The 13,389-nt window shown below is 70.7% G+C and carries 12 protein-coding genes; 10 read left to right on the top strand and 2 right to left on the bottom strand.

Going from position 1 to position 13,389, the window contains the following annotated elements; translation table 11 throughout:
* Positions 1 to 25: 25 nt before the first annotated feature.
* From ACZ67T_RS21170 to ACZ67T_RS21155, 4 genes are read left to right on the top strand one after another with little or no spacing between them, the layout of a single operon-like run.
* Positions 26 to 964, top strand: a complete 939-nt coding sequence (locus ACZ67T_RS21170) for an ABC transporter ATP-binding protein (RefSeq protein ID WP_469985910.1) — start codon at positions 26 to 28, stop codon at positions 962 to 964.
* The gene (locus tag ACZ67T_RS21165) at positions 961 to 1,725 is read left to right on the top strand and encodes an ABC transporter permease (protein WP_469985909.1); all 765 of its coding nucleotides are present in this window, start codon (positions 961 to 963) and stop codon (positions 1,723 to 1,725) included. Before ACZ67T_RS21170 ends, ACZ67T_RS21165 begins: the two co-directional genes overlap by 4 nt.
* A 16-nt stretch (positions 1,726 to 1,741) precedes the next feature.
* Positions 1,742 to 3,019: a histidine kinase gene (locus ACZ67T_RS21160; RefSeq protein WP_469985908.1), complete on the top strand. Its 1,278-nt coding sequence runs from the start codon at positions 1,742 to 1,744 to the stop codon at positions 3,017 to 3,019.
* A complete protein-coding gene (locus ACZ67T_RS21155) occupies positions 3,009 to 3,653 on the top strand; it encodes a response regulator (protein ID WP_469985906.1) in 645 nt (214 codons plus the stop codon). The genes ACZ67T_RS21160 and ACZ67T_RS21155 overlap by 11 nt, the downstream gene beginning before the upstream one ends.
* A 4-nt stretch (positions 3,654 to 3,657) precedes the next feature.
* Here ACZ67T_RS21155 and glgX read toward each other — a convergent pair whose 3' ends face one another.
* Positions 3,658 to 5,955 (bottom strand): glycogen debranching protein GlgX, encoded by a 2,298-nt coding sequence (glgX, locus tag ACZ67T_RS21150; protein WP_469985905.1) that lies wholly within the window; start codon positions 5,953 to 5,955, stop codon positions 3,658 to 3,660.
* A gap of 175 nt (positions 5,956 to 6,130) precedes the next feature.
* On the opposite strand from glgX, the gene ACZ67T_RS21145 reads away from it, so the two are divergent.
* The 6 genes from ACZ67T_RS21145 (at position 6,131) to ACZ67T_RS21120 (ending at position 12,732) form a co-directional block, all read left to right on the top strand.
* Positions 6,131 to 7,324: a L,D-transpeptidase gene (locus ACZ67T_RS21145; protein ID WP_469985903.1), complete on the top strand. Its 1,194-nt coding sequence runs from the start codon at positions 6,131 to 6,133 to the stop codon at positions 7,322 to 7,324.
* Positions 7,325 to 7,549: 225 nt separating this feature from the next.
* Positions 7,550 to 8,752 carry a L,D-transpeptidase gene (locus ACZ67T_RS21140; protein WP_469985902.1) on the top strand — a complete coding sequence of 401 codons (1,203 nt, stop codon included), beginning with the start codon at positions 7,550 to 7,552 and terminating at the stop codon, positions 8,750 to 8,752.
* Positions 8,753 to 8,856: 104 nt separating this feature from the next.
* Positions 8,857 to 9,624, top strand: a complete 768-nt coding sequence (locus ACZ67T_RS21135) for an enoyl-CoA hydratase/isomerase family protein (protein ID WP_469985901.1) — start codon at positions 8,857 to 8,859, stop codon at positions 9,622 to 9,624.
* Between the two features lie 202 nt (positions 9,625 to 9,826).
* The gene (locus ACZ67T_RS21130; protein WP_469985899.1) at positions 9,827 to 10,456 is read left to right on the top strand and encodes an ATP-binding protein; all 630 of its coding nucleotides are present in this window, start codon (positions 9,827 to 9,829) and stop codon (positions 10,454 to 10,456) included.
* A 309-nt stretch (positions 10,457 to 10,765) separates the two neighbouring features.
* Positions 10,766 to 11,542, top strand: a complete 777-nt coding sequence (locus ACZ67T_RS21125; protein WP_469985897.1) for a polysaccharide deacetylase family protein — start codon at positions 10,766 to 10,768, stop codon at positions 11,540 to 11,542.
* Positions 11,539 to 12,732 carry a YVTN family beta-propeller repeat protein gene (locus ACZ67T_RS21120; protein ID WP_469985896.1) on the top strand — a complete coding sequence of 398 codons (1,194 nt, stop codon included), beginning with the start codon at positions 11,539 to 11,541 and terminating at the stop codon, positions 12,730 to 12,732. Before ACZ67T_RS21125 ends, ACZ67T_RS21120 begins: the two co-directional genes overlap by 4 nt.
* Here the strand turns inward: ACZ67T_RS21120 and ACZ67T_RS21115 are convergent.
* Positions 12,729 to 13,379: a GNAT family N-acetyltransferase gene (locus ACZ67T_RS21115; RefSeq protein WP_469985894.1), complete on the bottom strand. Its 651-nt coding sequence runs from the start codon at positions 13,377 to 13,379 to the stop codon at positions 12,729 to 12,731. The two genes, ACZ67T_RS21120 and ACZ67T_RS21115, sit on opposite strands and share 4 nt — an antisense overlap.
* Between the last annotated feature and the right edge of the window lie 10 nt (positions 13,380 to 13,389).

Below are 13,389 nucleotides of genomic sequence, written 5' to 3'. Positions count from 1 at the left end.
TGCCTCGGTCCTGGATTCTCGGGGCATGACGACGACACACAGCGCAGCACGGGGCGACAGGCCCCTGATCGAGGTCGCCGGGCTCCGCAAGGTCTACGCCGGACGGGCCGTCGTCGACGACCTCTCGTTCACCGTCGGGGAGGGCGAGATCTTCGGCATCCTCGGCCCGAACGGCGCCGGCAAGACCACCGCGGTCGAGTGCGTCGAGGGGCTGCGTGTCCCCGACGCCGGACGCGTCCGTGTGGCGGGCCTCGACCCCGTCGCCGACCACGACCGCGTCACCGAGATCCTCGGTGCCCAGCTCCAGGAGAGCGAACTCCAGGCGAAACTCACCGTCCGCGAGGCGCTCGAACTGTACGCGGCGTTCTACCCGAACCCGGCCGACTGGCGGCCCCTGGCCGAGCGCCTGCGTCTCACGGACAAGCTCGGCACCCGGTTCGCGAAACTCAGCGGCGGCCAGAAACAGCGCCTGTTCATCGCGCTCGCGCTCATCGGGAACCCTCGGGTCGTCGTCCTCGACGAGCTGACCACCGGCCTCGACCCGCGCGCCCGCCGCGACACCTGGCAGCTCATCGAGGACGTCCGCGACAGCGGCGTCACCGTGCTGCTCGTCACGCACTTCATGGAGGAGGCCCAGCGCCTCTGCGACCGGATCGCCGTGATCGACAAGGGCCGGATCGCCGCGCTCGACACCCCGGCGGGCCTCATCAGCAGGTCCTCGGCGTCCACCGTCATGTCGTTCACCCCGTCCGCGCCCCTCGACGAAGAGGCGCTGCGGGGCCTGCCCGCGCTCGTGTCCGTGGAGCACCGGGACGGCCGCGTCACCCTGGGCGGCACCGACGAGACGGTCAACGCCGTCATCACGCTGCTCGCCCGCAACCACATCACGGCCCATCAACTCCGCGTGTCCGACGCCACGTTGGACGACGCGTTCCTGGATCTGACGGGAGCCACCCAGTCATGAGCACAGCGACCCTGACCCGTACGTCGCCCAACCGGGCCGTCCTGCGGACCGAGGCCCGGCTCTTCCGGCGCGAGCCCGCCGGCCTCTTCTGGATCGTCGCCTTCCCGACGGTCCTGCTCGTCATCCTCGGCTCCATCCCCTCCTTCCGTGAGGCCGACAAGTCCCTCGGCGGCATCCGTCTCATCGACGCGTACGTCCCCGTGACCGTGCTGCTCTCCATGATCATGTCGGGCCTGCAGTCCATGCCGCCCGTCATCACCGGCTACCGCGAGCGCGGCATCCTGCGCCGCATGTCGACGACGCCGGTCCGCCCCGCGGCGCTGCTCGGCGCCCAGATGGGCATTCACGGCATCGCCGCACTCTGCTCGGCGGTCCTCTCCCTCGCCGTGGGCCGGATCGCCTACGACGTACCGCTGCCGAAGCAGGCCGCCGGCTATCTGCTCGCCCTCGTGCTCGCGGTGCTCGTCGCGCTGGCGCTCGGCGCGCTCGTGTCGGCCCTGTCGCGCACGACGAAGATCTCCAACGCGATCGGCTCGGTCGTCTTCTTCCCGATGATGTTCTGCGCGGGCGTGTGGCTGCCCGTCCAGGCGATGCCCGACGCCCTCGCGCACATCGTCGAGTACACGCCGTTCGGCGCCGCCGCCCAGGCCCTCGGCCAGGCCGCTTCGGGCGACTGGCCGGCCTGGTCCCACCTGGGCGTCCTCGCCGCGTGGACCGTGCTCCTGTCGGCCGGCGCCTCGCGCTGGTTCCGCTGGGAGTGACGTGCAGACTGGAGCCATGGACAGGGAGCGCGCGGGTGTCGTGGACGGCACCATCCGGCAGCGGTGGGAGGCTTTCCACCGCTACGGCCCCTGCGCCCTGCTGGTCTTCAGCATCCCCCTGGTCCTGGCCACCTCGGACATCGCCGGCATGGGCCGCGACCGGGTCCAGTGGTATCTCGCCGGCGGCCTCGTCGCGGCGGCCCTGCTCCTGGAGAGCACGTGGGGCAGGCGGGCGCTACGCCGTCCAGGATCCTCCGCGACGGGCGCCGGCTACTACACGGTGCGCTGGACCATCGCCTTCGCCCTGACGTGGCTCAACCCGTTCTTCGTGTTCTACGCCGTCATCGGCTACTTCAGCGCCGACCGGCTGCTGCCCCGCCGCTTCGTGCGTACGGGACTGTTCGCGACGGCCGTCGTCATGGCGGGTTCCGAGGCCGGCGGGTTCCCGCTGAAGGGCTCGGTCACCTGGGCCGTCTTCGGGGCGCTGCTCGCCGTGAACGTGTCTCTGGTCTCCCTGATGATGCACATCAACGTCAAGGAGGAGGAGCGCAACCGCCTCCAGGACGAGACCATCGCCGAACTGGAGCGCACCAACAAGGCGCTCCAGGACGCCATGGACGAGAACGCCCAGCTGCACGCCCAGCTCCTCGTCCAGGCCAGAGAAGCGGGTGTCGCCGACGAGCGCCGCCGCCTCGCCGCCGAGATCCACGACACCATCGCGCAGGGCCTGACCGGGATCATCGCCCAGCTCCAGGTCGTCGCGGGCACCGCCGACCCGGAACAGGCCCGCCAGCACCTCGACCGGGCCGCCGACCTCGCCCGGCACAGCCTCGGCGAGGCCCGCCGCTCCGTGCACAACCTCTCCCCGGCGGCCCTGGAGAACGACTCCCTGTCCGAGGCGCTGAAGAAGACCGTCGCCGAGTGGTCCCGGCGCACCGGCGTACGCGCCGAGTTCACCGTCACCGGCACCACGGAGCAGCTGCACGACGAGATCGAGGCGACCCTCCTGCGCATCGCCGAGGAGGCCCTGTCGAACGCGGCCCGGCACGCCCACGCCGGGCGGCTCGGCGTGACGCTCTCCTACATGGCGGGCGAGGTCACCCTCGACGTGCGCGACGACGGCCGCGGCTTCGACCCCCTGGAGCTGCCCGCCCGCACCGGCGCCGGCGGTTTCGGCCTCGACGGGATGCGGGCCCGCGCCGAACGCATCGCGGGCGCACTGACGGTGGAGTCCGAGCCGGGCGGCGGCACGGCCGTCTCGGCTCGCGTACCGTTGGTGCGCCATGACCAGTGACTCCGTCATCTCCCTGCTGATCGTCGACGACCACCCCGTCGTACGGGACGGCCTGCGCGGCATGTTCGAGTCGGCCGGGGACTTCGCGGTCCTCGGCGAGGCGTCGAACGGCGTCGAGGCCGTCGAACTCGCCGCCCGCCTCGACCCGGACGTCGTCCTCATGGACCTGCGCATGCCCGGCGGGAACGGAGTGGACGCCATCAGGGAACTCACCCGCCGGGGTGCTCGCTCCCGCGTCCTCGTCCTCACCACGTACGACACGGACTCGGACACGCTGCCGGCGATCGAGGCGGGCGCCACCGGCTACCTCCTCAAGGACGCCCCGCGCGAGGAGCTGTTCACGGCCGTACGCGCCGCAGCCGACGGCCGCACCGTGCTCTCCCCGGCGGTCGCCTCCCGCCTGGTCACCGCGGTGCGCACGCCGGCCGCCCCCGCCGGCGAGCCCCTCTCGGCCCGCGAGCGCGAGGTACTCGCCCTGGTCGCCAAGGGCACGTCGAACAAGGAGATCGCCCGCGTCCTGTTCATCAGCGAGGCGACCGTGAAGACCCACCTCACCCACGTCTACGGCAAGTTGGGCGTGAAGGACCGCGCGGCGGCGGTCGCCGTGGCGTACGACCGGAAGATTCTCGGCTAGAGGGTCAGCCCTCCCCACTGTCCGGGGGGAGGACCCGCAGCAGCAGCGCCGTCCGCCCCGGCACGGTGACGACCGACCCCGCCGCGTGCGTCACCGCCGGCGCGTCCTCCTGCCGCTCCAGCGACGTGTCCACCACGACCTCGTACGTACGTGCCCACCGCCCGCCGGGCAGGACATAGCTCTCCGGACCGTCCCCGGCGTGCAGGACCGCGAGGAAACTGTCGTCCGTCACGGGTGCGCCCACCGCGTCGCGGCCCGGGATGTCGCGCCCGGAGAGGTACATCCCGAGCGTCGCCGCCGGCGCGTACCAGTCCCGCTCCGTCATCTCCGTGCCGCGGGCCGTGAACCACGCGAGGTCCCGCAGCCCGTCCGCCGAGTGCGCGCGCCCGGAGAAGAACGCGCGCCGCCGCAGCACCGGATGCGCGTGCCGCAGCGCGATGAGCCGCGAGGTGAGGTCGAACAGGGCCCGCCAGCCCGGCTCCTCCAGGAGCGACCAGTCCACCCAGCTGATCTCGTTGTCCTGGCAGTACGCGTTGTTGTTGCCGCGCTGCGTGCGCCCCAGCTCATCACCGGCGACGAGCATCGGCACCCCGGTGGACAGCAGCAGCGTCGTCAGCAGATTCCTCAACTGCCGCCTGCGCAGGGCGAGTACGTCCTCGTCCGAGGTCTCACCCTCCGCGCCGCAGTTCCAGGCACGGTTGTCGTCGGTGCCGTCGCGGTTGCCCTCGCCGTTGGCCTCGTTGTGCTTGCGGCCGTACGAGACCAGGTCGCGCAGCGTGAACCCGTCGTGGGCGGTGACGAAGTTGACCGACGCGTACGGGCGCCGCCCGCCCCACGCGTACAGGTCGCTCGACCCGGACAGCCGGTAGCCCAGGTCACGCACATCGGGCAGGGCGCCGCGCCAGAAGTCCCGTACAGCATTGCGGTAGCGGTCGTTCCACTCCGTCCACAGGGGCGGGAAGGCACCGACCTGGTAGCCGCCCGAGCCCACGTCCCACGGCTCCGCGATCAGCTTCACCCGGCGCAGGACCGGGTCCTGCGCGATCACCGCGAGGAACGGCGACAGCATGTCCACGTCGTGCATCGAGCGGGCGAGCGCCGCCGCCAGGTCGAAGCGGAAGCCGTCCACACCCATCTCCGTCACCCAGTAGCGCAGGGAGTCGGTGAGCAGGCGCAGCACGTGCGGCTGCACGACGTGCAGGGTGTTGCCGCAGCCCGTGTAGTCCGCGTACCGGCGCGCGTCGCCCTGGAGGCGGTAGTAGCCGCGGTTGTCGATGCCCTTCAGGGACAGCGTCGGGCCCAGCTCGCCGGCCTCCGCCGTGTGGTTGTAGACCACGTCGAGGATGACCTCGATACCCGCCTCGTGCAGCGCCCGCACCATCCGCTTGAACTCGCCGACCTGCTGCCCGCCCGTCCCGGACGCCGCGTACGCCGCGTGCGGGGCGAAGTAGCCGATCGAGTTGTAGCCCCAGTAGTTGCGCAGTCCCCGTCGCAGCAGGTGGTCCTCGTGGGCGAACTGGTGCACGGGCAGCAGCTCGACCGCCGTCACCCCCAGCTTCACCAGGTGCTCCACCGCCGCGGGATGCGCCAGCCCCGCGTACGTCCCCCGCAGCTCCTGAGGGATCCCCGGATGCAGCGCGGTGAACCCCTTCACATGCAGCTCGTAGATCACCGAGTCCGCCCACGGCGTCTTCGGACGGCGGTCGTCCGCCCACTCGTCGTCGGGCGCGTCGTCGTGGACGACCACCCCCTTGGGGACGTACGGCGCCGAGTCCCGGTCGTCGCGCACGGTGTCGGCCACATGCTGCTCGGGCCAGTCGCGCACATGGCCGTAGACCTCAGGCGGCAGCCCGAAGTCGCCGCCCACGGCGCGCGCGTACGGGTCGAGGAGCAGCTTCGCCGGGTTCCAGCGGGCGCCGGTCCACGGGTCCCAGCGGCCGTGCACCCGGAACCCGTACCGCTGTCCCGGCAGCACGTCCGGTACGAAGCCGTGCCAGATCTCGTGCGTCAGCTCGGTCAGCGGGGCGCGCCGCTCGCGGCCCGCCTCGTCGAAGAGACAGAGGTCGACCGACTCCGCGCCGCCCGCCCAGAGTGCGAAGTTGGTGCCCGCCGTGCCGTCGGGCCCGACCCGGAAGCGTGCGCCCAGCGGGGTCGGGGCGCCCGGCCAGACCGGCTCGACGGGCGGCGGCCGCTCTCTCGTGCGGCGGCCGTTCCTTCCGGGTGCGGAGCGCGCCTGCGGAAGCCCCGCGGGCCGTTCCACCAGGGCATCCTGTGGTGCCTCCTGCTCGGGTGCGCTCGCCACCTGTCATGCCTCCCGCGGCTCGGTCGGGGCGGCGCCACCGGCAGGGGAAGGGCGTGCGGCGTCCCGGCCGCGGCTCCCCGTCGCGTCGTCCTCTCCAGTGTTCTGCCCAGAGCTTGGGTCGCACTCACGTTTCCCCGGCGGGGTGACGGTCGTTGGGCCCCGCGTGAGAACAGCTGTGAGAAACGCAGGGGCCACGCTGGCCGCCGTGCTGACCTGGGCGGTGGTGCTGACCGGAGTCACCGGATGCACCGCCGCGGAAGATCTGCTCGGCAAGTCGCGCTCCCCCGAAGACGCGATCAAGGTCGTCCCGGCAGACGGGACCAAGAACGTACAGGCCGACCGGCAGATCGAGGTGACGGTGCCGGACGGGCACCTGGAGTCGGTCAAGGTCATGAAGTTCCAGGACGCAGAGGAGGTTCCGGTCCAGGGCCGGATCGACGAGAACGGCACGCGATGGCGGCCGACCGGCGAACGGCGGCTCGCGCGCGCCGCCAAGTACACCGTGGACGTGGTCGCGCTCGACGAGGACGGTCACCGCGCCGCCCGCCACACCACCTTCGCCACGTCCGTCCCCGCCAAGCGGTTCGTCGGTTACGTCACGCCGGAGGACCGGTCGACCGTCGGTACCGGCATGATCGTCTCCCTCGAGTTCAACAGGGACATCGAGAACCGTGCCGCCGTCCAACGCGCCATCCACATCACGGCGAAGCCCGCCGTGGACATCGCCCCGCACTGGTTCGGCAAGTCCCGCCTCGACTTCCGGCCGCGCGAGTACTGGAAGCCGGGCACGGAGGTCACCGTCGACCTCGGGCTGCGTGACGTGGAGTCGTCACCCGGTGTGTACGGCGTGCAGCACAAGAAGCTCGCCTTCACCATCGGTCGCAGCCAGACCAGCCTGGTGGACGCGGACGACGACACCATGGAGGTGCGCCGCGACGGCGAACTCGTGGACACCATCCCCATCACCGCCGGGGCGGACAAGACTCCCACGTACAACGGGAAGATGGTCGTCAGCGAGATGCTCGAGATGACCCGGATGGACAGCCGCACCGTCGGGTTCGGGGGCGAGTACAACGTCCCCGACGTGCCGCACGCCATCCGGCTGACGACATCCGGAACGTTCCTGCACGGCAACTACTGGACATCGGACGCCTTCGGCGATCGCAACATCAGCCACGGCTGTATCGGGCTGGCCGATGACAGGGGCGGCAGCCCGGACTCGCCCGCGGGTCACTTCTTCGACCGCACCCTTGTCGGCGACGTCATCGAAGTGGTCAACAGCAAGGACAAGGTGGTCGCACCCGACAACGGCCTCAGTGGATGGAACATGAACTGGAAGGACTGGAAGGCGGGCACGGCCACGCACTGAGCCCCGAGCGCGGCCGGCCGGCCAGGCCCTTGCCCCGCCCCACGCCCTGCCCCACACCTCACCCCACGCCCCGCCTCACGCTCCGTCAAAGCCGGGCCAGTTGGGACTGAACGGTGACATAGCTGGGGATCCATAACTGCAGGTCGTGTGGTTATCTGTCGCAGTGCGTGCTAGGACGCGCTGGGGTGGGGGCCTGACCGGCCTTGCACGAGGGGAGACAAGATCGTGAACGGGCGACGACCGATATCGGGGGCTCTGCTGGGGGCCGCTCTGCTGCTGGCCACGGCCTGCGGCGGAGGGGGCGGCGGCTCCGGTGCGGGGAATGACGGCAAGGGCGGCGACTCGGGCAAGGCGGACACCAACAAGCCGTCCCAGGCCGTCGTCACCATCGCCCCGAAGGACGGCGCGGACGGCGTGGCCACCAGCGGAGACCTCCGGATCACCGCCGACAAGGGCAAGTTGACCGAGGTGAAGGTCGCCGACACCAAGGGCAACCCGGTCGAGGGCAAGATCGTGGACGGGGGCGCCGGCTGGACCCCCGCGCATCACCTGGCCGCCTCCACCAAGTACAAGGTCCACGCGGTCGCCAAGGACTCCGAGGGCCGCGCGTCCGCGAAGGACGTGGCGTTCACGACGCTGGTCCCGAAGAACACGTTCATCGGTCAGTTCACGCCGGAGGACGGTTCGAAGGTCGGCGTCGGCATGCCGTTCTCGGTCCACTTCACGCGGGGCATCACGCACCCGGAGGACGTGGAGAAGGCCATCGAGATCAAGACGGAGCCGTCCGTGCCCGTCGAGGGCCACTGGTTCGGCAACGACCGCCTCGACTTCCGCCCCGAGAAGTACTGGGCCGCCGGCACCGAGGTGACCGTCAAGCTCAACCTCGACGGCGTCGAGGGCCGGCCGGGCGTCTACGGCAAGCAGGCCAAGACCGTGAAGTTCACGATCGGCCGCAGCCAGGTCTCCACGGTCGACGCCAAGACGCACATGATGACCGTGAAGCGCGACGGCAAGACGATCAAGAAGGTCCCGATCACCACGGGCAAGCCGGGCTACTCCACGTGGAACGGCCGGATGGTCATCAGCGAGAAGCTCACGGTGACCCGTATGAACGGCGAAACGGTGGGCTACGGCGGCGAGTACGACATCAAGGACGTGCCGCACGCCATGCGCCTGACGACGTCCGGGACGTTCATCCACGGCAACTACTGGGGCGGCGGCGCATTCGGCAACTACAACGCCAGCCACGGATGCGTGGGCCTGCGCGACGTGCGCGGCGGCTACGACAGCAAGGTGCCGGCGGCCTGGTTCTTCAACAGCTCGATGATCGGTGACGTGGTCGAGGTGAAGCACTCGCAGGACCGGACGGTGGCCCCGGACAACGGCCTGAACGGCTGGAACATGTCCTGGGAGAAGTGGAAGGCCTGACGCCCTTCCGTCCCTGACCGCTTCCGTCTCCACGCGAAGAGGCCCGGTGCACTGTGACCAAGTGCACCGGGCCTCTCGCGTTAACGCGCACTAACCTGCTGTCCATGACTGCCTACCTCGAAGTCGCCGAAGGCGTCGGCACGATCCGGCTCGACCGGCCGCCGATGAACGCTCTGGACATCGCCACCCAGGACCGCATCAAGGAGCTGGCCGAGGAGGCCTCGCGCCGCGACGACGTGCGCGCCGTGGTCGTCCGCGGCAGCGACAAGGCGTTCGCCGCGGGTGCGGACATCAAAGAGATGCAGGCCATGGACCACGCGGCCATGATCGTGCGCTCCCGCGCCCTGCAGGACTCGTTCACGGCCGTCGCGCGCATCCCCAAGCCGGTCGTCGCCGCGGTCACCGGCTACGCGCTCGGCGGCGGCTGCGAACTCGCCCTGTGCGCCGACTTCCGCATCGCCGCGGACAACGCGAAGCTCGGCCAGCCCGAGATCCTCCTCGCCCTGATCCCCGGCGCGGGCGGCACGCAGCGCCTCGCGCGCCTGGTCGGCCCCTCCAAGGCGAAGGACCTCATCTTCACCGGCCGCCATGTGAAGGCCGAAGAGGCCCTCGCCATCGGCCTGGTGGACCGCGTCGTGCCCGCCGCCGAGGTCTACGAGCAGGCGCACGCCTGGGCCGCGAAGCTGGCGCAGGGGCCGGCGCTCGCGCTGCGCGCCGCGAAGGAGTCCATCGACGTGGGCCTGGAGACGGACATCGACACCGGTCTCGCGGTCGAGCGGAACTGGTTCGCGGGCCTGTTCGCCACCGAGGACCGCGAGCGCGGGATGCGGAGCTTCGTCGAAGAGGGCCCGGGCAGGGCCAAGTTCCTCTAGGCGGCCAGTTTCGCCGGTTCGCCGGCTCGTGGACCGCGCGCAGACACCTGTATCAACTTCCCCTGATCCACTTGGAGTTGACGGGGTGTCCCACCGTTGTCCCTCGTTGGAGCGGATTATCGCAGCCTTAAGAGAACCTTAAGGACGTTCGGGCCGCCGAGGTTGTCGATCGGGCCGAATCGCGCGATCGTTGCAGCTCAGCATGTATGCGGCAAGGGTTTATCTGCCAGTGACATATGCCAAACCGGCCCCCCGGAACGGAAGGTTCCGGGGGGCTTATTCGGCAGGAACGGCCCCGGAACCCGCTCTGGGCAGCCATGATGGGGGCATGGCGGGGCTGGAGGGTTTCGAACAGCCGCGGAGGCACGGGAGTGCGACCGCGGCGCGCTGGTCGCCTGCGGTCGAGGACGAACGGGCTCTGAAAGCACTGGAGTTGTTCGGGAACCCGGCCGAGGCGGAGGTGCCGCTGCCGTCGCGGCCCGAGTCGGCGGCGACCGCGCGCAGGCTCGCCCAGGTGGTCGTCCTGAGGCACTGGGGGCTCTCCCCGAAGATGACCGAGGACGTCGTGCTGCTCGTCTCCGAGCTCGTCGGCAACGCGGTGCGGCACACGGGGGCCAGGATCTTCGGGTTACGTATGGTCCGCAGGCGCGGCTGGATCAGGGTCGAGGTGCGTGATCCCTCGCGCGGGCTCCCCTGTCTGATGCCCGTCCACGAGCTCGACATCAGCGGGCGCGGACTCTGTCTGGTCGACAAGCTCTCCGACCGCTGGGGCGTGGATCTCCTGCCGCGCGGCAAGACCACCTGGTTCGAGATGCGGGTCGCCGACCGCTGAGTGCGGGTGTCGGGGCGGTGGGGGCACACGAAAGCCCCCGTTTTCGCCTTGTGGGGCGCCGCGGGGGCTTTTGTGGAGCGCCGTGGATGCTTGGGGTGTTATCCACGGCCGCTGTCGACGACCGAGCCCGGGTCAATGGGGGTCGTGCTTCCGACTATGGCAGACCCCGGCCCATGAGGCCAAATGAATCCTCGGTGACATGGGCCACGAGCCTGGCAAATGAAGATTTATTAACGACGCCATCCAGTATTCATTAAGACCCTCGGGTCGGTAAGTTCTACTTGTCTCTTATTGACCTTAAATGGGGCGGTGACCACGACCGACCGCCGCGGAGCCCTCCGCTTCGGCGCCGGACTCACCGCCGCCGCCCTCACCACCGGCTGCTCCGACTCGGCCCCCGACCCGGTGGCCGCCGCGCACTCGCCGAGCCCGGCCCACCCCGCCCGTGCCGCCCCGCAGGCACCGGCCCCCCGCCGCTTCCCCGGGCAGCCCGCCCAGATCGACCACGGCCCCCGCGACCGCCCCCGCGTCGCCCTCACCTTCCACGGCCAGGGTGACCCCGCCGTCGCGTACGCGCTCCTCAAGGAGGCCGAGCGGGCCCACGCCAAGGTGACCGTCCTGGCCGTCGGCACCTGGCTCGACGAGCACCCCGCGGTGGCGCGACGCATCCTCGACGGCGGCCACGACCTGGGCAACCACACGCTGCACCACCGAGACATCAACACGATGTCCGAGGCCGAGGCACGCGCGGAGATCACCGGCTGCGCCGACCGGATCCGCCGCCTCACCGGCTCCATCGGCACCTGGTTCCGGCCCTCGCGCACCCAGCGGGCGACCCCGCTCGTCGAGAGACTGGCCGCCGCGGCCGGCTACCCGCACGTCCTGTCGTACGACGTCGACTCCCTCGACTTCACCTCGCCGGGCGCCGCCGAGGTGACCCGCAAAGTCACCTCGGAGATCCGCGAAGGCTCCGTCGTGAGCCTGCACTTCGGATATGCGGACACGGTCGCCGCGCTGCCCGCCCTCCTGGAAGACCTCGACCGCCGCGGTCTGGCCGCGGTGACCACCACGGAGCTGCTGACATGACACCGCGCCGCACCCGCACCACCGCAGCACTGATCGCCGCCGCCACCGTTCTCGCGGCCCTCGCGGGCTGCGGCGCCGAGCCCAAGGCGCACCGGGCCGACGAAGCGCTCGGCACGCACGGCGTCAAGGCCGCCGAACCGAAGCCGAAGCCGGTCGCGCAGAGCCTGCCGGGCATGCCGCCCGTCCTCGACCCCCAGGACGTCTACGCAGCCGACCGCCCCGGCAACCTGTCGCCGGTCGTCAAGGACTTCCCGTCCCGGATCTATGTGCCCAACACCGAGTCCGACACCGTCTCCGTCATCGACCCCAAGACGTACAAGGTCATCGAGACGATCGCCGTCGGCAGGCAGCCGCAGCACGTCGTGCCGTCCTGGGACATGAAGACGCTCTGGGTCAACAACGACAAGGGCAACACGCTCACGCCCATCGACCCGAAGACCGGCAAGGCCGGCCGGACGGTCGACGTGCACGACCCGTACAACCTCTACTTCACGCCCGACGGCAAGTACGCCATCGTGATGGCCTCGCTCGACCGTGAGCTGGTCTTCCGCGATCCGTACACCATGAAGACGCTCAAGACCGTGCCCGTCAGCTGCTACGGCGTCAACCACGCCGACTTCTCGGCCGACGGCCGGTACTTCATCGTCTCCTGCGAGTTCAGCGGCGAAGTCCTCAAGGTCGACACCGCGAAGATGAAGGTCATCGGCCAGGAGCGGCTGCCCTTCAAGGGCGCGATGCCGCAGGACGTCAAGATCTCCCCGGACGGCAAGACGTTCTACATCGCCGACATGGTGGCCAACGGCATGTGGGTCCTGGACGGCAAGAACTTCACCACCCCCGAGCTCCTGCCCACCGGCAAGGGCGCCCACGGCCTCTACGTCAGCCGCGACTCCCGCGAGATGTACATCTCCAACCGCGGCGAGGGCACCATCTCCATCTTCGACTTCGCCAAGAACAAGCTGACGAAGAAGTGGAAGCTGCCCGACGGCGGCAGCCCCGACATGGGCGGTGTCTCCTCCGACGGCAAGATCCTGTGGCTGTCCGGCCGTTACAACTCCGAGGTGTACGCCATCGACACCCGTACGGGGAAGCAGATCGCCCGCATCCCCGTCGGCGACGGCCCGCACGGCCTGGCCGTGTACCCGCAGCCCGGCCGCTACTCCCTCGGCCACACCGGCATCTTCCGCTAGCGCCGGCAGGGTGCGACGAACAGCGCCTCCGCGCCGACGGGACGGTATCCGGCCGCCTGGAACGCCCGCACACTGCGGGCGTTCCCGGGTGACTGCTGGGACCACACCGGCCCGCCGTCCGGCACCAGATGCCGGGCGGCCACCGCGAGGAGCCGGCCGAGGCCCCGGTGCCGCGCCTCCTCGTCGACCTCGATCGCCGTCTCCCAGCGCCCCGCGACGCCGCGCCCCAGGACGAGCACCCCGCCGTCCGCCGCCCACATCCGCACGTCGTCGCGGCGCACCCGCGCCCGCACCACCCGCGGATGGTCCGGGTCCGCGATCTCCTTCAGTGCCAGCGGCGGCTCGCCGGGCAGCGCCGGGGCCACGGTGAGCAGGTCCGTCGTGTCATGGCGGCGCCCCGTCCGCTCCATGAGCGCCCCGAGGAACCGCGGATTCATCGTCGCCGCCAGCGGGTCGCAGTCCAGGCCGCGCAGCGTCGCGTGCACCCACTGCGGATCCTCGTCCGTGAACACCACCGAGTGGGCGGTGAAGGCCAGCACCCCCGCGTCCCGGTGGTCCGCCTGCGGCACCACCGTCGTGCCCCCGTCCGGCGGAGGGAAGACCCCTCGCGCCGCGGCATCCAGAATGTCCCGCACAGTGCCCGGCACGACGTTTCCC

The organism is Streptomyces sp. NPDC107517 (assembly GCF_055582645.1).
Note: the sequence above shows the minus strand (reverse complement) of the source record. Positions and strands in the feature narration are given on the sequence as shown.

Excerpts from the sequence above, each read along its gene's own strand:
- ACZ67T_RS21130 (WP_469985899.1), top strand. The coding sequence starts at position 9,827 with ATGTATGCGGCAAGGGTTTATCTGCCAGTGACATATGCCAAACCGGCC.
- ACZ67T_RS21160 (WP_469985908.1), top strand. The coding sequence starts at position 1,742 with ATGGACAGGGAGCGCGCGGGTGTCGTGGACGGCACCATCCGGCAGCGG.
- ACZ67T_RS21155 (WP_469985906.1), top strand. The coding sequence starts at position 3,009 with ATGACCAGTGACTCCGTCATCTCCCTGCTGATCGTCGACGACCACCCC.
- ACZ67T_RS21120 (WP_469985896.1), top strand. The coding sequence starts at position 11,539 with ATGACACCGCGCCGCACCCGCACCACCGCAGCACTGATCGCCGCCGCC.
- ACZ67T_RS21135 (WP_469985901.1), top strand. The coding sequence starts at position 8,857 with ATGACTGCCTACCTCGAAGTCGCCGAAGGCGTCGGCACGATCCGGCTC.
- ACZ67T_RS21165 (WP_469985909.1), top strand. The coding sequence starts at position 961 with ATGAGCACAGCGACCCTGACCCGTACGTCGCCCAACCGGGCCGTCCTG.
- ACZ67T_RS21170 (WP_469985910.1), top strand. The coding sequence starts at position 26 with ATGACGACGACACACAGCGCAGCACGGGGCGACAGGCCCCTGATCGAG.